Source organism: Candidatus Dependentiae bacterium (assembly GCA_035445995.1).
Lineage (GTDB): Bacteria > Babelota > Babeliae > Babelales > Vermiphilaceae > DAOMRS01.
This window is the reverse complement of the sequence record DAOMRS010000001.1, coordinates 355,552-375,820: the sequence shown is the minus strand read 5'-3', so window position 1 is coordinate 375,820 and position 20,269 is coordinate 355,552. Positions and strand designations below refer to the sequence as shown.

The 20,269-nt window shown below is 38.1% G+C and carries 18 protein-coding genes; 6 read left to right on the top strand and 12 right to left on the bottom strand.

What is annotated here, in order from left to right:
- Window positions 1–22 precede the first annotated feature (22 nt).
- Window positions 23–1,540 (bottom strand): AAA family ATPase, encoded by a 1,518-nt coding sequence (locus tag PK943_01825; protein ID HRN77952.1) that lies wholly within the window; start codon window positions 1,538–1,540, stop codon window positions 23–25.
- A gap of 12 nt (window positions 1,541–1,552) precedes the next feature.
- Entirely contained in the window at window positions 1,553–3,304 is a 1,752-nt protein-coding gene (locus PK943_01820; protein HRN77951.1) for a hypothetical protein, read from the bottom strand.
- A gap of 190 nt (window positions 3,305–3,494) precedes the next feature.
- Between PK943_01820 and mnmA the strand changes: the two genes are divergently transcribed.
- The 5 genes from mnmA (at window position 3,495) to PK943_01795 (ending at window position 7,500) form a co-directional block, all read left to right on the top strand.
- Window positions 3,495–4,565, top strand: coding sequence for a tRNA 2-thiouridine(34) synthase MnmA (gene mnmA / locus PK943_01815; protein ID HRN77950.1), 1,071 nt, complete (start codon window positions 3,495–3,497; stop codon window positions 4,563–4,565).
- Window positions 4,566–4,602: 37 nt separating this feature from the next.
- On the top strand, window positions 4,603–5,235 hold the full coding sequence (locus PK943_01810) for a CDP-alcohol phosphatidyltransferase family protein (GenBank protein ID HRN77949.1): 633 nt from the start codon (window positions 4,603–4,605) through the stop codon (window positions 5,233–5,235).
- Between the two features lie 10 nt (window positions 5,236–5,245).
- Window positions 5,246–5,629 carry a hypothetical protein gene (locus PK943_01805; GenBank protein HRN77948.1) on the top strand — a complete coding sequence of 128 codons (384 nt, stop codon included), beginning with the start codon at window positions 5,246–5,248 and terminating at the stop codon, window positions 5,627–5,629.
- Window positions 5,630–6,242: 613 nt separating this feature from the next.
- A complete protein-coding gene (ssb, locus tag PK943_01800) occupies window positions 6,243–6,842 on the top strand; it encodes a single-stranded DNA-binding protein (protein HRN77947.1) in 600 nt (199 codons plus the stop codon).
- Window positions 6,843–7,017: 175 nt separating this feature from the next.
- Window positions 7,018–7,500, top strand: coding sequence for a hypothetical protein (locus PK943_01795; protein ID HRN77946.1), 483 nt, complete (start codon window positions 7,018–7,020; stop codon window positions 7,498–7,500).
- Here the strand turns inward: PK943_01795 and PK943_01790 are convergent.
- Window positions 7,459–10,278, bottom strand: coding sequence for a hypothetical protein (locus PK943_01790; protein ID HRN77945.1), 2,820 nt, complete (start codon window positions 10,276–10,278; stop codon window positions 7,459–7,461). The genes PK943_01795 and PK943_01790 overlap by 42 nt on opposite strands.
- Window positions 10,279–10,317: 39 nt before the next feature.
- Window positions 10,318–11,598 (bottom strand): hypothetical protein, encoded by a 1,281-nt coding sequence (locus tag PK943_01785; GenBank protein ID HRN77944.1) that lies wholly within the window; start codon window positions 11,596–11,598, stop codon window positions 10,318–10,320.
- A 200-nt stretch (window positions 11,599–11,798) separates the two neighbouring features.
- On the opposite strand from PK943_01785, the gene PK943_01780 reads away from it, so the two are divergent.
- Window positions 11,799–12,335 carry a nucleotide exchange factor GrpE gene (locus PK943_01780; GenBank protein HRN77943.1) on the top strand — a complete coding sequence of 179 codons (537 nt, stop codon included), beginning with the start codon at window positions 11,799–11,801 and terminating at the stop codon, window positions 12,333–12,335.
- 6 nt (window positions 12,336–12,341) lie between these two features.
- On the opposite strand, the gene PK943_01775 is transcribed toward PK943_01780, so the two are convergent.
- The 8 genes from PK943_01775 to PK943_01740 all read right to left on the bottom strand — a co-directional run bounded on the left by PK943_01775 (window position 12,342) and on the right by PK943_01740 (window position 20,254).
- Entirely contained in the window at window positions 12,342–12,740 is a 399-nt protein-coding gene (locus PK943_01775) for a hypothetical protein (protein ID HRN77942.1), read from the bottom strand.
- 71 nt (window positions 12,741–12,811) lie between these two features.
- A complete protein-coding gene (locus tag PK943_01770) occupies window positions 12,812–13,531 on the bottom strand; it encodes a hypothetical protein (GenBank protein HRN77941.1) in 720 nt (239 codons plus the stop codon).
- Window positions 13,532–13,557: 26 nt separating this feature from the next.
- Window positions 13,558–14,628: a hypothetical protein gene (locus PK943_01765; GenBank protein HRN77940.1), complete on the bottom strand. Its 1,071-nt coding sequence runs from the start codon at window positions 14,626–14,628 to the stop codon at window positions 13,558–13,560.
- A 103-nt stretch (window positions 14,629–14,731) separates the two neighbouring features.
- Complete coding sequence (gene lepA, locus PK943_01760; GenBank protein HRN77939.1) at window positions 14,732–16,552, bottom strand: translation elongation factor 4; 1,821 nt, start codon at window positions 16,550–16,552, stop codon at window positions 14,732–14,734.
- Window positions 16,553–16,683: 131 nt separating this feature from the next.
- Complete coding sequence (locus PK943_01755; GenBank protein HRN77938.1) at window positions 16,684–17,523, bottom strand: C2H2-type zinc finger protein; 840 nt, start codon at window positions 17,521–17,523, stop codon at window positions 16,684–16,686.
- Window positions 17,524–17,572: 49 nt separating this feature from the next.
- Window positions 17,573–18,439 carry an orotidine-5'-phosphate decarboxylase gene (pyrF, locus tag PK943_01750; GenBank protein HRN77937.1) on the bottom strand — a complete coding sequence of 289 codons (867 nt, stop codon included), beginning with the start codon at window positions 18,437–18,439 and terminating at the stop codon, window positions 17,573–17,575.
- A complete protein-coding gene (gene pyrE / locus PK943_01745) occupies window positions 18,436–19,095 on the bottom strand; it encodes an orotate phosphoribosyltransferase (protein HRN77936.1) in 660 nt (219 codons plus the stop codon). The genes pyrF and pyrE overlap by 4 nt, the downstream gene beginning before the upstream one ends.
- Window positions 19,076–20,254, bottom strand: coding sequence for a hypothetical protein (locus tag PK943_01740; GenBank protein HRN77935.1), 1,179 nt, complete (start codon window positions 20,252–20,254; stop codon window positions 19,076–19,078). The genes pyrE and PK943_01740 overlap by 20 nt, the downstream gene beginning before the upstream one ends.
- Between the last annotated feature and the right edge of the window lie 15 nt (window positions 20,255–20,269).

The window sequence follows — 20,269 nt, the reverse complement described above, 5'->3', positions numbered from 1 at the left end:
TAGTCCTTTTCTTAATTACTAGTTATGCGTAATTTTTATGATCTTTTTGTTTTTGTGCAATTTTACGTTCAACAATACGATCAACCAAATCTTTGGTGATTTTTTTATCTTCAGTTGCATTGACTGCATTTTGAATTGCAACAACTAGGTTAAAAATATCACGACCAACAAAGTTATTCAATTTACTATTTATCTGATTAATATACGCTTGCGTGAATAATGGGTGTTGCTTAATGTCGGTTTCACCCTGGCTGGCAAGCAATTTATTAATATATAATTCAAGTATTTGTTTGCGTTGTTCTGCTGCAGGTGCACTAACTTCTATTTGAGTGGTAAATCGGCTATCAAAAGCTTTATCAAATTCACCCGGACGGTTAGTTAACGCAATGATCATAAAGTCTTTTTGTGGCGTTCCCATACGTCCCATAATTTCTGTGCGTACGGCACTCATTTTTTCACTCAATGCAATGCCAGATTGACGACTTTGGAATATCATCTCTGATTCGTCAATAATGATCATAAGTTTTTTGCGTGATGCTTTTGCAAAATTAAAGAGTTGTTTTACCTTACGTACGGCTTCTTCTGTTGTATGATCTTCAAATGCGGAAGCTGCAAAATAGATATATTCAAGTCCACAGTTGTCTGCTAAAGCAGTTGCTAATAATGTTTTACCGGTACCTGGAGCGCCATATAATAATACATGTTCAAAGTAGCCATTGTTGTTCACCGTGTTTTGTAAAATATGTGCCAGCTCATCAGTTTCTGTTTTTAACTTTGCGTTAAAAATTACATCACTCAATGCAACTGATTGTGTAGTTTTGCCGAACAATTTTTTGTACCACGGTAGGAGTGAAGTTTTTTCAGCAAGCTCCGGTGTGTTGTACCAATCATTGAGCACTTGAAACCCGAACTTTAGACCATAGAATGTACCAACGGTGCCCAATGTACCGAGTGTCAAGAACACTACTGCTTTGTTACGCGTGTTAGTATTAGTAAATACTTCCATAACTTTTTCTACTGATTCAACCATACCTTTTCGCGTCTGGTAGCCTTGTGCAGCTGCAACTTGTACTTTAGTTTGACGTTCTGCAGTTTCTTCACCAAATTTGCGTAATACTGCAACGCCAGCTTGCCCCATATCTACCAAGGTTTTTGCACCGCCAGCTTGAATATCATTGAGTGCTTTGTTTGTTTCTGCTTCTTGTTTTTGCAGTGCATCTAATTGAGCTTCAGCATCTTGCCTGATTTTACTTGTTGGTGGATAGTTGCTTATAATGTTCATGAGTTCTTTGCGACGTTTGTCTGCACGATCTTGGTTGGCTTGGCGAATGAGGTCTACGGCATTCACACCTGCTCGTACAACCGTTGCACCGGCATGACCTGCAGCGTCTAAACCATATTGTAGATAGCGTAATAATTGTGGGATGTCTTGTTGTGGTTGCTGTGGTGCCGAAGTACTTGGGGCCATACCAAATGCCATAAATGGTTGGCATGCCATGATGGCAAGCAATATAGCATGTATTTGTTTTAGTATATTCATAAAATATTCCTCTTAATTAGTTACTGATACGTTATTAATTTCTTCTTGATCTGTTGCTACTATTGCCGGATCTTCTTTTTTTGATTGCCAATTTTTCAACACATAATTTTTTATACTTTGTGCAACATGTTTTATATCTTGATACACTATGTATGCTGATTGAGCTACTATAGGGCCGAATAATGCGCCACCATAATACGCTGTTATTAATCCACCAATTAGCAGAGCTTCAGTTGAAATAATGCCGGTTTTTGCACCATTATATATAAATTTGATAGGAGTGCGGCTTTTCCATAACAAGCTTGCACTAATTGCGGTAGTCAGCCAACTGACTACGCGGACTTGTACACTTGCGCGCCCCATAACTTTATGAACAAATAAATCTTGGCATGCCGTGCGCCATGAAGTAATGGTAGTTCCGGTTGCAATGAAATCTTTCAGTTGTTGTTGTGCATGTTGTTTGTCTGGATTTTTATTGGATAATTCGTGAGTTGCCTGATACTGTTTTAATAGAGTTATCAATTCATTGGTATTTGTTTGCACATGTTTTATCCATGCACCGTGATATGCACGATCGATTAGGATTAATATTCGTCCGAGGATAATAGCTTCCATTACATAACGCGTTGCGGGTGCATTTTTTACCGTGTGAAGCCAGTCGGGTAGGCCAGTAATTTTATACCAACCTTTTTCTATTGCTTCATCAGGTATGAGTGGCCCTATGTCAGGCATGTTGTCAGTAATTGGTGTGTTCGGATTAGGGATAATAAAAAATTTTAAAGCGGTCATAGCGGCAAGGGGTGATTTTGACCAGAATGCTGAAGACAATCCTACGTACCCATAAAATGTTGCTGCTGTTTTTAGAGCTGTTGCAACATCGTTATGATTGTGTCCCTGATTTGTATCAAGCAACTTTTTGTAATCATCAATTGTTGGTGTATACATGCGATCAAGTTCAAAACGTTCATAACTACCATCCGCTTTTTTTGTGTATGCAAATTGCGCTTCCGGTACAAAAGAGTTTTTGAGGATAATTTTGCTTTGTGCATAACTGCTTGCAGCATGTCCAATCATGGTACCAATGAGTGGCAGGAGCATATCGAGCTTGAAGGGGTTGTATCCAATATATGCATGTTGTTCACCAAATTTTTCCCATAAGGTATCAAGCTCTTTTTGAGTAGTTTCTTGTTGTGCAGCATCAAGTGATTTGCTCTCAATTTGTTTTTGTAGACTTTGAATTTTTTCAAGTTCTTCGATGGTTGTTTCTGTATGGGTGGTCAATAGTTTGTACAAGTGTTCTATGCGGTATTGTTTATAAACATGAAACCCTGCATACGCAATAGCAAGATCTGCAGCAAAAAACGGTAATTCATACAGGTCACGTTTATACAGTGCAACCGGTACTTTTGGATGACCAAGTAATACGGTATTCTGATTTTGTGCACGTTGACGATCTTTTTCAAAGTTGGGTATGGCAGGAAGGAGAATACCTGCTTGTTGCGTAAGCTCATCTATCTGCGGTATGCCCGTGTTGAATGGGGCAGCATGCTGTGCTTCATCCTGTGCCATTTCCTGCAGAATGGCTTCTATAGTTGTGCCATTCTGGTTCATTTCTTGTATAGCCTGTGCTGCTTCAGCTTGGATTGTCTGGAGTTGGGCATTGGTAAGCTGTTGTGCGCCTTGTTCCATAGCACTAGCTTGGGCAGCCAAAAACCCACTAATAAATAGGGTAGTAACAATACGTATATACTTTTTGCGAATCATGCGGAATAACCCCCAAAGCGTGAAAATGACTTGTAATACTTCATTATAATATCTTTTCAGGTTTTTTTAGCAAATGGATGGCCCTAAAATAAGGTGTTTTGGGAGGAAATAATCAACTAATTATTCTATATGTAACAATTATAGGCTATTATACCCTAGTTGTTTTGTCCTCATTTGTTATACTGAAAGTATGAAAAAACTAAAAATAGCAGCGCTGGTTTCCGGCGGGGTAGATAGCTCCGTAGCTCTTGCATTACTCAAAGCCCAAGGGCATGATGTAACCGCGTTTTATCTAAAAATCTGGCTTGAAGACGAGCTTGCGTACCTAGGGGATTGCCCATGGGAGCAAGACTTGAGCTACGTGCGCGCCGTGTGCGAGCAATTAGGGGTACCTCTCAAGATTATCTCATTACAAAAAGAATACTCCGATACCGTGGTAGGGTATACTATTGCCGAAATTAAAGCCGGTCGTACACCAAATCCGGATATTATGTGTAATCAACGTATAAAATTTGGCTTCTTTTTGGATAAAATTGATGCTTCATTTGATAAAGTAGCAACCGGTCACTATGCACAGGTCCAAGAACGGTCGGATGGTACCGTGCGCTTGCTGAGAGCACCTGATGCGATTAAAGATCAAACGTATTTTCTATCCCATTTGAGTCAAGAACAATTGCAACGTATTATATTCCCTATTGGACACTTAAACAAAGCAGAAGTGCGTGACTTAGCGCATCAATTTAATCTACCTAATAAAGATCGTAAAGATAGCCAAGGAATCTGTTTTTTGGGCAAGTTAAAATTTACTGATTTTGTAAAACATCATCTTGGAGAACGGCCAGGCAATATGGTGGAAGTAGAAACTGGTAATGTTATGGGACAACACCAAGGTTTTTGGTTTTATACTATTGGCCAACGTCAAGGATTACGACTTGCCGGTGGGCCGTGGTATGTGGTTGATAAAGATCCGCGTAATAATATTGTCTATATTTCACGTAATTATCATGCAGACGACAAACAACGTAAATCGTTCACTATTGCCAATTGCAATTGGACTACTGGTCAACAACCTATTGATTCTACCTTGCACATCAAGTTACGCCACGGTGCATATATGCATTGTGGTACCGTGACATACAAAAATGACGGAACTGCCGCAATAAATTTACAAGAACGTGATCAAGGTATCGCCCCGGGACAATTTGCAGTATTATATAAGGGTGATGAATGTCTTGGTGGTGGCGTGATCACCGGCATGTAATAAAAATCTGTGAACCAATTGCTATGTTTGAGGTGTGATGGCACGATTTGATATAAAGAAAATAAAAAGTATAAATCTGCGCTTATTACACCAGTTACCGGCTGAGCAAAAACGTATCACTAGTGCTACCTGGGTTACCTTTATGCGTATCGTATTAACACCGATAATTGTTGTTGCTATGATTATGCAACAGTGGGGTGTCGCATTTTGGTTGTTTGTGTTAGCATCAGTGTCAGATTTTCTTGATGGGTACATAGCACGATTACGTGATGAACGCACGTTTTTAGGTGCGTGTCTAGATCCTATAGCTGATAAAGCTTTATTATTGTCTTGTTTTTTTACTTTAGCATTTGTACAATCGCCACTTTTTGCAATTCCTGTATGGTTTGTATGGGTTGTTTTGTTTAAAGAAATATTGTTAGTTGGTGGATCACTTGTGGTGCTTGCACGTACGGGTAACTTACGTGTACAACCAACACTGCTAGGTAAAGTTACTACCTTTGCGCAGATGGGGTTTATCACATGGTTATTTGCGTGTTATTTTTTTAAATGGGTACCCATTAAAACATATTATACTTCACTCGGTATATTGTTTACATTGGTTGCAGTAACATTTGTACAGTATGTAGTTATTGGTGTTCGTGCCTATGCACGTGTATTATTTCGATAAAAGGAATCATATGCATCGTAGTAAAACATTATTTTTTATTCTTGGTATGTTAGGTATTGTTTATATATTTGCAGAACAAATAGAAAACCCTTTCGTTGTTACAAAAAAAAAATTACCATCAATCAGTAAATTAAAAGAAGACAATACACAATTATTGGGTAATGTCTTGCAAAATTTGCCCAGTCTGATTAAGTCTGTTGCTGATTTGCAAGAAGTAAGTATGCAGCATCTGCTGTCCTATGCAGAAGGTAAGAAAAATTGCTTTTGGACCTGTGCAACAAAAGAAGAATTAGATGCATGCTGTACTAAATTGCAACAATTTGAACAGCGTGTGGAATGGATGCAAAAGCAAGTACAAGAAATAGTACAGTTTTTAAAAAACTTAGAAAAGTAGATTCTTATAGCTATCTAACTTTGATAAATTTTTCTTCTTTTTCGTACATTTGCCTTATGCAGGCGGCACCAGACCTTTTGCTTGTACAAAAGGTCTGGACTAAAATACACAAACAGCCTGTTTGATCCTTTTCCCGCTCGTATGCATGACCCTCGAGCCTATCGGCCGAGGTCAAGGCTCGCTACCGGATTCTTTATTTTATGTATTGTTTCGTTCGCGCTCGTAGAAACAATCCGCAGCCGCGCGGTAACATACAGTGGGCTAAAATTAGCAAAATAGATTTGATCAACTTAAAAACATGAGCAGAAAATATAGGCGAGAGTTTGTCGTATGAGCGCAAAGAGAGATAAAAAAGAGATTCTTCTCTTTTTTGCCCTTGTATCAAATATATTGGGCAAGCAATATATTTGCCCTGCGCGGGAAGCGCAAAACTTTCAAAAAAAGAAAAAATATACGCAAAACTAAAAGTAAATATAAAATTAAATTAAAAATCAAATTAGTTTGCTGTGTAGAGGATTGACTTAATCAAAAAAATAATAAATCATTATAAATCTATATAAAATCAACAAATCTTTTATTGCATTATAATTTTTGTTATCCGGAAAGGTACGTCATGGCAGGATATAATCGTATTATCTTAATCGGTAATTTAACTAGAGATCCCGAGCACAAAGAACTTGCATCAGGACAAGGTGTATGCCGCTTAGGATTGGCAACTAATCGCCAATTTAAAAACAGACAAACAGGGGAAATGGTGCAAGAAGTATTGTTTGTGGATATTGACGTGTGGGGACCACAAGCAGAAAGTTGCCGCCAATATTTAAGCAAGGGGCGTCCGGTATTAGTAGAAGGCCGTTTAAAACTTGATACATGGCAAGATCAAAATGGTCAAAACCGTAGTAAACATTCAGTAGTTGCTGATCGCGTGGTATTCTTAGGTGGAAGCAATGAAGCAGGCGTAGCTATAGAAGAACAACAAGAGCCAAAAAATGAGCTTGAACGGGAACTTCTTGATCAGATAGAGACTATAAAAAAGAATGCTATAAAAAAACAAGAAGCAGCAATGGTTCAAAAACCCCAGGTTGAACCTGCAAAAACAGTCAAATCTGCGCCAATAAAACCACAAACAGTTTCTACTTCTGAAGATGACATGAGCACCGGGGAGCTCAATTTTAATGATCAGCCGCCATTCCAGGATGATTTACCATTCTAATGACCAGGTTCGCATAGCATATAGCCCTCCATTTGGGGGGCTTTTTTATTGCAATATACCACCCTTAATCCATTGACAAATAGAATATAAATATGTGAATATACTAGTGAGTAGGGATGTTTGTATATATCTTTATGCATTATCATATGTATTTTCGAGCGGGTGAGGAGTATTCATGGAAAAGGTGGTAAGATCAAAAACATGGTATATCGTATTACTCACCGTGTGGAGCGCCTGGTTACAGGCAGATTGTGTTCCGCTTGACTTGCAAAGTCCTATGCGTTCTTCTTGGTATAAAAAATCATTTGATTCATGCATGCAAGCATGGCATGCAGCAAGTATTTTACAGCAAGACAATAGTGATGCTGTTTCTGAAGATGAATGTACCATACATATCAATGTATTGATGGGGCAGCTTGTGTTTGCCTCATTTTGTCTTGATCATTGTATACACACACGTATGCGTGTTGTTCCAGATGATATTACGTATCTTATGCAGATTGTAAATCGTATTAGGCAGTGTTGTTCTACTTTGATGTCTACGTGTGCAGAGCATATTGGTTGTGCACAACATACATTGCATACAATGACACATCAATTAGAACAGCTATATGGTTTACAGCAAACCAACTACGCCGGTATTAGTTCCGGCAAGTAATATACCGGTAGCTCCAATTGGACTTAGCCACAAGAAACGTGCAATGGTATTGAGCAGGGCATTATTGAGTGTTGTCGATTGTTCTACGCGCCATATTTGTGTATCAAATGGTATTACGCCTATCTTTGTTTGTGTTGGTGGATTGCATATAGAGTTGAAAATAAAAAATCGTCGACCACCGTCTGAGAAGAAATAAAAAATAGGATTTAGTGTTTTGAATGCCGTGAGTGCGCTGTCTTCTGCATTAAAAAATTCTGGAACATTATTTATATCAAAGTCGCCATCACTATCCCCGCAAGCGTTTGTTTGATGTACGCTACTACGGTCATATGTTTTGCAGTTTTTCTGATCCTCAACGCTAATTGGCCATACGGTATGTGGTATTGGTGTTTCCATGCCAAAAATATTGCTATACATGGTAGTATCATCGGGAGTGACTAACTCCCACGCAGCTTCAATTGCATTCTGTGCATCGGGGATACCAGTGTTATCGAGTGATTGATTTGCGGCAGATACAAATAATCCTTTGTTGGTAGTCAGTACTAATTGCGTTTTGTCTGATGGGTCATTAGCAGTACAGGTGCTGGTGGCCACAAGTTCTATGCCCGTGAACATCAATTGGTTATCAAATGGTGCTACGCCAGTTTCTGCGATAGTAAATATATTTGCAGAATCAAACATAGTTGCAATATTGTCTGCTAAAGGAATTGATAACACCTTATTTTTAAGCGGAATATTGTTTTTGCAATCAACTTCATACGTGAGCACAAATAAATTTTCACCAAGAATTTCTAGATCAACTATTGCTCCGTTTATGGTATCTATTTTTCGCCATGCGCCATTGAACGGATATTGATCAAGTGTGCCGAGTGCTGCAACATTAAACCCATTACCGGTATTATCAGCAAAGACATATAGTCCTTTTTGCGTGCCGGCAAAAAAGTAATTTGCATCACCTTCTTGGGTTGAAGTACGAGAATATTCAAGTACATTAACACAGCCAGGAGTTCCGGGTAATTGTGTTTCTAAGCAATTTTGTTCTGAAGTGAAATTAGTAATAACTTCTTGCTCAGCGCATACATCTGCTATGTCTTGTGAAATGCTAGTACGTAAAAATACTACTTTATTTGTACCACCAAAAAGGGCATAACGATTGATGGTACCATCCAAAAAACCACGGGTGGCTTGATGTAAATCTAAAACTGAATAGCTACCACATGTTAATTTTGTATTCAACGTATTGACTAAGCTGCCAGGAACACTGCTAGTTGCCCATGTAGTTACGCCGACAACTTGGCCCGTGGTTCCTTCTACCAAACAAATGTTGCCAGTTTTTGCATCTACTTCAAAAAAATTCACTGAACCATTATCCGTTAAATTACCCGGTAGTAACACGCCAGGAAATGCATTAAATGGTGCGGCGCGGCGTACCCATGGAGTCCAACGTGCAATTTTGCCATCGGCGCTGAATTCTGCTTGTGAATAAAAAATACCATATGAACCAGTAGAACTTGGTGCCGAGTCATCAGAAATAGAAACATACACCGCATCGCCAACTACATTAATGTCAGAAATCATTTCTTCCGGCAAAATAGGCAGTGGACATGCACCAACTATGGTAGCTGGTTCATTTTCTGTTGCCAAATCTCCCGGCATGGTTGCAGGAACGGTAAATTTAAAATTGGTGAGTGGTGCATCTTTGTCAGCGAGGGTTCCATGTAGGTTTGGACTACCATTATCATCTACCAAAGGAAGAGCAAAAATCAAATTACCAACTTGATCCGAAAATCCGTTACCACCATTAACAATTAAATAACTTGGGCCGGTACTTGCATGCATAGTACGGATATGTTTGATAGCAACTGGTCCGGTACCGCTTACTACAATTTCATCATCTGCGCCGGGTGTGATGGCAGCATTAGCAACAATGTTTTCGAGTACAAGTCCGGTGCCAATGCGACCAACCGTAACGGCTTTTGCAATGAGGCTTGTGTCAGTTTCCACACGAACACCAATATACAAACGTGCAAATACATTATCCCAGTACATGGCCACTTTATTAATATCGTCAGGATCTGATAAAAATTGTATATCATTGGTACCATCAGTTAATACTGCTGTATTGAAATCAAGCTCTTGTGCCCGATTGCCATTTTGACCTGTAGTTGCATCTTTGGTAATTAAATCAATGGTTGCGGCAGAAAATTCTTTGCAGCATACGATATTGATGAGAGCAATCCCACTGTCTTCATCGCCAAAGTCACCGCCATCAGGCCGTACTGCTGCAAAAGCATATGCAGAATTTGCTTCAAGTTGCACTATACCCGCAGTCAGATTTTCGGCAGCATCATTAAGATCATCCGATTCTACATAACTAGAACCGTCTTCAAAAATGGCTGCAATATTAGTGGCTTCAAACAAAGCATTGTTTGCTTGAATAACAAAAGGTAAAATACACGGACAATTTGCAGGTTCTGATAGTGCTAAAAACTCAATAGAAGCATTGTCAGGAAAGTTAGTATCAGTGGCGATAGGAACAAAATTTGGTGTCGTATTGCTTATAGGGCGTCCGGCTTTTGAAATAGCATATTGATTATTATCCGGCGCATCTACACCAACAAATATGGTACCGGTAGATTTTTTTAGAACTTTTGCTGTTACTGGTTGTGTAAAACCATAGGGTGCGCATTGATCGTCACCCTGGATAATTATGGCCGTATAGGTATAGGTATAAAGAATAACACACCACAAAAGTGCATGGCGTACTGTTCGCTTCATTTTTTTGTGCTCCTTTTAAATTTTTCTATGCTTATGTTGTTAATAATTTAAGTTAATATCAATGCCGATGCTGCCACCACCAATGCTCGTTTTGAATATTCGTTTACCACTTACTTCTAAGTTATAAAAAGCAGCAAGTCGTACACCGGTGCGTGAATCTTCTTTGCTAAAATCATACTCAGACCAGAAATGTAATGTATGCATTTTCCAACCTTGTAATGCTTCATCTGAGTTAATAATGCCAGGATCGAAACAACAATCACACGTATCTAGGGTAATATTATTTTGATTTGAGAATGTATAGCCAAAAAGGAGTGATAAGCCGCGTGTAATATGATCAGCTTTTAAGTAGAGACCGGCATTCCAGAGTGAACGGCGGTCTATGGTTACTTGACCTTTTGCTAGCTTAATTAATCCACTTTGATAGAGTGCTGTTTTTAAGCGGATGTCACGAGTGGTTTTTGCAAAAAATATGGCATCTACATGACCACCAATCGTAAGCCAATCATATAAACCAAGCGCAAGATCGGCAGAGATAGGAACGCCCCAGTGGCCGTTGTAGCCCATAGGTAAAGAAAATACTTGGTCTTCATTGCGTTTTGCACCAGTTGGTGCGAGGATGCCGAACTTGAAGGTCATATCTATAAAATCGAGAACTTCCGTATCTTGATGATTGTGAGTCCATCCAATGAGGAATGAAGTATCACCAATACCGGTTTTGCAAAATGGTGCAATGCTTAAACAATATTGATTAAGCATGTCATTGAATAAACAGAGGAATGTCTGCCAAATAGGAGTTTCTTTGTTAGGACATAGATCATCACAGGGAGAAATATCTTTAAAACAAATATCATGAATTTGTAATTTACGGATGGGTGCATGGATTTGAAAGAAAAACCCTTTTGTTAAATTTTGTGTGTAAAAAATGTTTGCTTCAATAATATTGAACTCTCCGCCAACTGAAAAAAAGCCAAATTGGTATTTGGGATCGCAATTGCAATCGAGCACGGTACGACCTGGTGTGCGAGACAGTTCTACCAGGGTCATGTCTACTAAATTGCACAAGTTTTTACCAGGCACGCCTACACCCAAATCAATCATATTGTATGGTCCATAAATATCGAGCAGTGGAACAGTGTCTCGGTGAGAGTTTCTGGCTTTTTTTGTAGATCCGGCAGCAACACTAACGTCAAAAGTAGTCAAGTAGGATCGTTCAAATCGAGGTTCTTGAAACAGGTTTGTTGCACGATAGAAATGGGCATTATCAATAGCATGTATACTTTGGGTAAGTGTTAGTACTAACAGGAGCTGTTTCTTCATTAATTTTATCCTCAGTTAAAGAAGTAGCTTTCGCATGTTCTTGTTCTATGTATAAAAAAAATCCGTCAAAAAAGAAAGAGTTAATGAGTTTTGTACTGCCAACTGCAGTTGCGTTGGCACCATGCTATGATATACTACAAATAGGGCTAATTATAGCGGATTTTATATTTTTCTCATTTTAAATGTCAGATCAAATAATTATGAAAAACAATATTGAAGAACAAGAATCATTTGAAACAGTAGAACAAACAACACCTGAGACCCATACACAACCTGATAATGTATTGATGCAGTGCCAAGAGCAGCTTGCATTGTGGCAAGATAAATATATGCGTTTAAATGCGGACTTTGATAACTATAGAAAACGTACCGCAAAAGAACAGATCTTGTGGCGTCAGAATGGCCAAAAAGAAATTCTACTACCTTTACTTGATATTGTGGATAATTTTGATCGTGCCTTGAAAAAAGATGTTGCATCTGAGCAACAAGCATGGCAAGAAGGCTTTGTACTTATCCGCAAAGCGTTAGATAAGTTATTATTCCAATTTGGCGTTGAACCAATGGACAATTATCAAGTATTTGATCCGGTATTCCATGAAGCATTGGCACAGGTTGAATCACCTAATCATAAAGAGGGTGAAATCGTGGAAGTAATACAACCAGGGTATTTAATGAAAGATACTAGTATTAATCATACATCTGTGTTGCGTACTGCAAAAGTGACTATCGCAAAATAAAATTTTTTAGTCAGTATGATAACCTTGTTCTAAAGGTTCTAACAATCGATCAGATCCGGAAAAACTAGCGCTTCGAGGAAACATCGGAGAATCTTGTTTGTATTGAGATAGTTTATTAGGAGATGGTGGAGTGGATTGTCCGTTACAAAAAAAATTGTTGATAATACGTTGTGCCTCAAAAACTACACGTTGATTAATTGTTATATCATGTAGTTTATTTTGTAAATCTATACTCCAATTAATTTTATCTGCTAATTTATATACTTCGATTGCAAGTTGTACACGTTGATATTCTTTTTTCCATTCAAATTTTTCTCGAGCTAAATTAAGTTGTTCTTGTTCCATACTGATAGATGTACAACAGAATATCATAAGCCCGAGCTCATATATACATTTAATGTTCATAATCCACTCCTTAAAAAAATGTCTCAAGTGGATACTAATAATATGTAGCAGATAAATGCAACACTCAAGTATTATTGATTTTCGCTTAACTCATCTAATTCAAATTGGCATGTTTCATGTGGGGTATTTGGCGGTGCTGGTGTGGTAACTGGTACGCGCCGACGAGTTTTTAATTGTTTCATATTTATAACCAAAGAGCGTAGATAGCTCATAATTTGATTATTAGTGAAATGTTCAACTTCATCTATTCCTTCTTCATCAAAGAATGTGCCTCTTTTATACGATGAGTTATGCAGGTGTAAAGCTAGTTGAGTTTTGATTAATTCTTTATGCTCGAGCCATTGTTCTTGTTGTTGTTCAAGCATGCGTGTAATTATAGTATTTTGTTGCTGCTGCAGGGCTATATACTCGGTTATGTGATTGGTATATAAAGTCAGGAGGGTTTGAGCAAAAGCTTGTGCCTTTTGTAGTTGTTCGCTCAGTTTTTCGCATTCATATTCAGCAACGGTTTGGCGATCAGTGGCATCACGAACTTGTTGATTAAGACGTATAAAGTGCTGTTGATGGCTTGCATGAGATTCTTTTAATTGTGTAACTTCTTGTTCAAGTTGTTTTTTTTCTTTCTCGAGTTCTATATTTTTTTCTACGGCACGTGCAATTGCAGTACTACATTGAGTAATGTGAGTGCATGCAATTGGTGCACTAGTATTAAATTGTGGATTATCACCTGATTCCATAGCAAAACAAGAAACATTGATAGATAAAAGCAAAAATGCCATATGCTTCTTCATTACATATCCCTTTTTTTAGATACATTTTACTGTAAATAATTGAGTAAACCGACGATAAGTTCTATAAAAATTAATATAACAATAAGTAATGAGAGTATATCTTCCCGTACGGCGTCAGTTTTGTGCTGGTACACCATCCGAATATCTTGAATAATAGCAAGTTTACGATCAAGCCCATTACGCCAGTTGCGCAGATCTAATTTTTCTTCAAGTAGTTCATATACTTCAGAGAAATATGGCTCACCGGCAATTTTAATATTACCTTCCAAACGCTCAGTAATTGCAGAAATATCAACCTTGAGTTTACCCAAATCAACTACCGGATCATGGCCTAGCGTGCCAAGTAATGGTAAATAAGAAGAGATGGGAATTTTTTGCACACCTTTTTCGTAAATTCGATTGAGTTGTTGTGCAAGGAGGCTATCAAAATATTTCAGTTCAAGTTGTTGAATATTGGTAAATTCAAAAAAGTTTTGAATTTCTTCAAACTCTGCATCATATGCAAATGATGCATCGGTATCTATAATTACTAAATCACCACGGAAGTATCCAATAGCAGCATCTAAAATCTCATTCTTTTGATCTTCTGATAGTGTTTCTGTTTCAAAACGCAACATTGAAGCAATAACACCGCCAAATTGCTCTTGTAGCTGCGTTACCGAAATATTTGGTTTTGGATCAACCTGAATTACTACATATGATGCGTGTACATCAAAGAATTTTGGTTTTGTGATGTACGGGGAAATTTTATTAAAAACAGCTTTGACATCAAGCATGCTTTGTTCATGGCAATCATTATCTATAAAATCTAGGTTTTTGCGTAAATTGCTGAGGGTATCGGAAAACGGAATTTTGTAGGTTAATGATATTGCGCCAAAATCATGAATTTTACAACTAATGCATCTGCTATCTGCTGATCCATCAGGTACCTTGACTGCAATAGGTGCATGGTAGCTTTTAAAATATTTAGGTAGTGATAAAGGAATGGTAGTAATAGCCTGTTTTTCTTCAATAGCTTCGAGGTTTATATCATCGCCAACATCAAAGGCATGAAAAATATATATATTGCCAGAAAAGAGCTCTTTTGTTTCGGTCATACATTGTCTCCCGCATGATCAAGAAAGTAACTTAATGACTATAGCATATTTTCTGCAAGAAGAAATAGCTAACACATATGGGTATCTATTTGGCTTATATAATTTACTTTTTCAAGATACTCAAGAACGCTTCCTGTGGTACTTCAACATTCCCTACTTGTTTCATCTTCTTTTTACCTTCTTTTTGTTTTTCAAGTAGTTTACGTTTGCGCGTAATATCACCACCGTAACATTTTGCAGTTACATCTTTACGCAATGGAGCTACACGATCACGAGCAAGAACTTTTGCACCAAGTGCAGCTTGAATGATTACCTCATACAATTGGCGTGGAATTGCTTTTTTCAGGCGAGCAGTCAATTCACGGCCAATATAATACGCTTTATCTCGGTGCACAATGCAAGAGAGTGCGTCAACTACTTTACTATTAAGTAAAATATCCATTTTGACCAAATCAGCAGGTTCATAACCAGCTTCTTCATAGTCAAAACTTGCGTATCCAGAACTGAGTGATTTGAGTTCATCATAAAAATCAGTTGCAACTTCATTGAGTGGTAAGCGATATTTTAATATAACCCGTTCCTCATCCATGTAGCGCATATCTTTTTGAATGCCACGTTTTTCTTCACAGAGTTTTATTAAATTTCCTAAGTATTTAGTAGGTGTAATAATAGTAGCATTGATGATTGGTTCTAAAATTTCTTCAATTTTATTTGACTCAGGAAAATCAGCAGGGCTTTCTATATTAAGAATTTCACCGGTATGAGCGAGTTTTATTTTATATAGTACGCTGGGTGCTGTTGCAATGACTGAGAGATTATATTCTTGTTCTAGACGTTGTTTGAATACATCCATGTGCAACAAACCCAAAAAGCCACATCTGAACCCTAGACCAAGAGCAGCCGATGTTTTTTTCTCAGTGGTGACGCTTGCATCATTCAAGGTAAGTTTTTCAATTGCTTCACTGAGCTCAGTAAATTCATCGGAAATAACCGGATATATGCCGGCAAAGACCATTGGTTTTGCAGGTTTGAATCCCGGAAAAGGTGTTACCGGTTTTTTATGGTGATAAATAGTATCACCAACACGTGCTTCACGTACGGTTTTCATGCCCGTGATTAAGTAACCAACTTGTCCTGGATAGAGTGCTTCAAGTGGCGTTGGCTCTGGATACATAATACCAATTTCTAAAACTTCATACGTGGTTTCAGATCGTGCTAAGTTTATTAAATCGCCTTTTTTGATAATACCATCTTGTACCGCGATCAAGCATATTACGCCACGGTATTCATCAAACCAAGAATCAAATAAAAGTGCTTTGAGAGGTAGGTTAATAGAACCTTTTGGTGCTGGAATACGTTCAATGATGGCATTTAGAATGTCGGTCATACCAATATTTGCTTTTGCAGAAGCAGCAATAATTTCACTTTTTTTGAAATCAAATAATGATTCTAACTGGTGTGAGATACGATCCGGATCTGCATTAGGAAGATCAATTTTATTCAAAACAGGAATAATACTCAGATCTTGATCAAATGCTAAGTAAAAGTTTGCCATAGTTTGTGCTTGCACACCTTGTGCTGCATCAACTAAAAGCAGAGCTCCTTGGCATGCGTATAATGATCGAGATACTTCGTAACTGAAGTCAACATGGCCTGGTGTATCAATTAAGTTGAGCAAATATGTTTTGCCTTGGTACTCATAAAACATAGAAGCACTTTGTGCTTTTACGGTAATACCGCGTTCGCGCTCAACTTGTAATTTGTCTAAAAACTGTTCCTTTTTTTCACGGTTAGTAATGGTGCCAGTATCTTCCAGTAATCGATCTGATAAAGTAGATTTACCATGATCGATATGTGCAATGATAGAAAAATTCCTGACTAAGTCAGGACTAAAATTCTTGAGATCTATTTTTTTTGTAGCCATATTGTTCTTCCGTATAATTGCTTATTGTACGGCAATATGGTTATTTTGTAAATCAGGTGGTTACTAGATGTATTTTGGTAGTGATTGATTTACGTACTCATTATAATTTACTGATTAAATTGGCTACTGACTTACTGCATATCAGGTGTAAAGAACATAATCATTATTTCTTTTCCACACTTAATAGTGATTGGTAATTGAGCAGGTACAGCTGATTGATGCATTTCTTCCATTGAATCAATTACGTCTGCCAGTATAGGTTGCTCTGTTTCATATACTGATTGTTGATCATCTATAGACGGTTGTTCATCGATAACAATTGCATCATATATAGGTTGTTTATCTATCAGTGCATTGGTAGATAATTCACTATTACTCGACGTGTTGTCTTGATTTAACCGCTTTTCACCGGTATGAGTTCTGGTATGTCTTTTTAAATCTGATGAGCTTGCAAAACCCTTATTGCATGTGGGGCAGATATAAGGCTTTTCGCCGGTATGAGTTCTGGTATGTCTTTTTAAATCTGATGAGTCAGCAAATCCCTTATTGCATGTAGGGCAGACATAAGGCTTTTCACCGGTATGAGTTCTGGTATGTATTTTTAAATGTGATGAGTTAGCAAAGTTCTTATTGCATGTAGGGCAGACATAAGGCTTTTCACCCGTATGAGTTCTGGTATGTCTTTTTAAATGTGATGAGTTAGTAAAGTTCTTATTGCATGTAGGGCAGACATAAGGCTTTTCACCAGTATGAGTTCTCATATGTGTTTTTAAATGTGATGAATCAGCAAAAGCCTTATTACATGTAGGGCAGATTTGGTATAGCTTTTTATAAGCATCAATTATTGATGCGGGTTTTTCTCTATAGACACTATCATGTTCCATAGTATCATGTGTACGCTTCATAGCGACTGTAGTGTTACTGATAATACCGAGCATCAGCATAGGTATAAATAGACTTAGATTTTTCATAATAACCTCCATTATTATTAATCTATTATATAGCGTAAATCTATGTTTTCTATTTGTCAAAAGGGGGGAGGGAGTCCAGGTAGGCTTGCCAAGCTATATCCCTGTATTGTTTGGCAGCTTGTGCTTGATCAAAAGCCTGGTATATACCCCGGCCAACTATAATGATATCAGTGCCCAGTGTGCCTATTGCATATGCAGGGGTATTATATTGTTGCTTGAGGTCATCTCCTGATTTGCTGAGGTGTACTCCAGGGGTTATATGAATCATGCATGGATCATTGCTTAGTTGTTCCTGGCATATAAAACCAATGACAAAATCGCTATAGTGGTGTGCCAGTTGGATTGTTTTTTGTGTGTATTCAGCTGAGATTAGATTTTCTTTTGAACTCATCTGTGCAAGTAGTAATAACCCTCGCTGGTTTTTGGTGTGGTCATTGAGTCCAGCGTACAATCCTTCAATAACGCTAGGGCCAGAGACTGTATGGGCATTAGTGATGTGTGCCCATTCGACTATACGATGCACGCCCTGTGTGTACTGATGAGTTACCGTATTGCCAATATCTGCAAATTTACGGTCTTCAAAAATTAAAAAATTATGCTTATCAGCGAGTGCTTGCAATTGCTCAACAAGATCCCAATCAAAATCGTTGATAATATCTATATGGGTTTTCAGCATACATATATAGGGACCAACGGCATCTGCAAGTGTAAGTAACTGTTGTTTGGTAGTTACATCAGCACTTACTGCAAGGTTGGTTTGTTTGCCGGCCATGATCGTAAATAGTTTTTTGCTGATCGGATGCGTGCATAAAGTTGCGCGTTCAGCGAAGCTTAGTTTTACTGGTGCAGATGGAACATGTCCATGTGCGGGAGTTGTAAGCATTCCTAATCCTAAGATGATAGTGAATAGTATCATGAACAGCATTGCTTTGGTTGTTCTATGAAGTAGCGCACATCTGCTGCTTGTTCATCGGTGATTCTACCTGCATGCTCCAATACCGTAATCACTTGGGATATGGTAAACAGCGAGTGTAGGTGGTATCCTCTTTCTGCTAGTTTTTCATTACCACTACTTTGATAGTTAAGTAAGGTAAATATATCATGAACTTTAAGGTTGTTATTTTCGAGGTTATCAATTACTTCTAAAATGCTTTGTCCACTTGTGATTACATCTTCAATTACTATAGCTGTGTCGCCATCATTATATATGCCCTCTATAGCACGTTTAGTGCCATGATCTTTAACAAAAGGGCGTGCAAGGATCAGTGGTTTAGTACGGTTAAAAGCAATACTAGATGCCAAAGGGATTGCCGCCATTGGTACTGGACATATGACATCAAAAGAACAATGTTTAATTTGATTCCATAATTGTTGTTCAACTTCATGTAACACCTGTGGGTGAGACATAATTTTACGCAGATCGACATAAATCGGTGAAATAATTCCACTTTTGAAAGTAAAGGTGCCAAACATGATAGAGCCAATATCATGCAGGGCAAGGATAAGTTGTTCCGTATCGGAATCTAGAGAAAAAGTTGCATGGGATTTAATATTACATGGTGTTATGTTCATGAAAATTCCTAGTGATAGTATGGTCAAAACTTTGTGAAGTGTGTGCATAGTATTTCTCCTGTAAATAATGTGCTGCCAAATATGGGTTCCACATAGTGCCGGTGCCACTCATGGCTACTGCTGCTCCTGCATATAAAAAGACATCAAATTGTTCGGGGAGTGTTATACCACCGGTTCCTACTATAGTCAAACCCAAATCATGTTTCTTATTTATGGCATATGCATGTTGAATCCAATCAAGCGCAAGGTTAAAAATAGACGCACCACTTACGCCGCAGGTGCGGCGCGCTTCGCCAAATACTGGATTGTTGTGTTCATCGAGTACTTGCATGCTCAGTGTATTAATACCACATATGCCACGTGCACCAGCGCGTGCTATAGTGATCATGACTTCTTCCATCAGATGTTTGTCGGGGAATATGCCGACTTTGATGACCAATGGAATTGGATTAATAGCATCAACTAATTGTTGTACCAATGAGCCGAGTGTTTTGGGATCAAGATAGAGCGCGTTACGGTATCCAATGTTGGGGCATGATACATTTGCTTCTACTATGTGTGCGCCTGCCTCTACTACTTTGCGTGCAAGAAATACCCAGTCTTGGTAAAATGATCGTTGATCATTTTCTGCACCATAAATAGAAGCAGCTAATACTTGTCCTGGTTGAAGTATCATGCGTGTATCACTAATATTTTGTAATGATGTAGTCAGTTCTTGGGATGAGTTGCCTATTGAATTGGCAATAGTTAATGTGCTCATGGATGAGGGGTGTGTTTGTGTATATTTAATTGGTGTGTTTACCTGGGCTAAGGTGAATGGTGCAGTGTGCTCAACATACACCACATTAGGGAACGGATATGCGTGGTGTTGAGTGCTGCGTATTGTTTTTTGTGTGAATACGCTGAAGCCAAGTTGAGATAGTAACTTTATATGATTGCTTGTAGCAGTGATAGGGCATGCCGGTACGCCAAGTCGATTTGCAATTTTGTATCCGAGAAAATCATGGAACTGTGTAGGATTGACGGTTGGGATCTTAGGAATTAAAACATGCAAAGATGATGCACGCATCATGTTATCATCAATGCTCGTATGAATATCAAAAATTGGATTTATATGGGTAGAAAAATTGCTTAATTCGTACTTTCCCTTTTTTTTCATAAAATTCCTTTGATT

Coding starts and splice junctions, on each gene's coding strand:
- PK943_01825 (HRN77952.1), bottom strand. CDS start 1,540: ATGAATATACTAAAACAAATACATGCTATATTGCTTGCCATCATGGCA.
- PK943_01820 (HRN77951.1), bottom strand. CDS start 3,304: ATGATTCGCAAAAAGTATATACGTATTGTTACTACCCTATTTATTAGT.
- mnmA (HRN77950.1), top strand. CDS start 3,495: ATGAAAAAACTAAAAATAGCAGCGCTGGTTTCCGGCGGGGTAGATAGC.
- PK943_01810 (HRN77949.1), top strand. CDS start 4,603: ATGGCACGATTTGATATAAAGAAAATAAAAAGTATAAATCTGCGCTTA.
- PK943_01805 (HRN77948.1), top strand. CDS start 5,246: ATGCATCGTAGTAAAACATTATTTTTTATTCTTGGTATGTTAGGTATT.
- ssb (HRN77947.1), top strand. CDS start 6,243: ATGGCAGGATATAATCGTATTATCTTAATCGGTAATTTAACTAGAGAT.
- PK943_01795 (HRN77946.1), top strand. CDS start 7,018: ATGGAAAAGGTGGTAAGATCAAAAACATGGTATATCGTATTACTCACC.
- PK943_01790 (HRN77945.1), bottom strand. CDS start 10,278: ATGAAGCGAACAGTACGCCATGCACTTTTGTGGTGTGTTATTCTTTAT.
- PK943_01785 (HRN77944.1), bottom strand. CDS start 11,598: ATGAAGAAACAGCTCCTGTTAGTACTAACACTTACCCAAAGTATACAT.
- PK943_01780 (HRN77943.1), top strand. CDS start 11,799: ATGAAAAACAATATTGAAGAACAAGAATCATTTGAAACAGTAGAACAA.
- PK943_01775 (HRN77942.1), bottom strand. CDS start 12,740: ATGAACATTAAATGTATATATGAGCTCGGGCTTATGATATTCTGTTGT.
- PK943_01770 (HRN77941.1), bottom strand. CDS start 13,531: ATGAAGAAGCATATGGCATTTTTGCTTTTATCTATCAATGTTTCTTGT.
- PK943_01765 (HRN77940.1), bottom strand. CDS start 14,628: ATGACCGAAACAAAAGAGCTCTTTTCTGGCAATATATATATTTTTCAT.
- lepA (HRN77939.1), bottom strand. CDS start 16,552: ATGGCTACAAAAAAAATAGATCTCAAGAATTTTAGTCCTGACTTAGTC.
- PK943_01755 (HRN77938.1), bottom strand. CDS start 17,523: ATGAAAAATCTAAGTCTATTTATACCTATGCTGATGCTCGGTATTATC.
- pyrF (HRN77937.1), bottom strand. CDS start 18,439: ATGATACTATTCACTATCATCTTAGGATTAGGAATGCTTACAACTCCC.
- pyrE (HRN77936.1), bottom strand. CDS start 19,095: ATGAACATAACACCATGTAATATTAAATCCCATGCAACTTTTTCTCTA.
- PK943_01740 (HRN77935.1), bottom strand. CDS start 20,254: ATGAAAAAAAAGGGAAAGTACGAATTAAGCAATTTTTCTACCCATATA.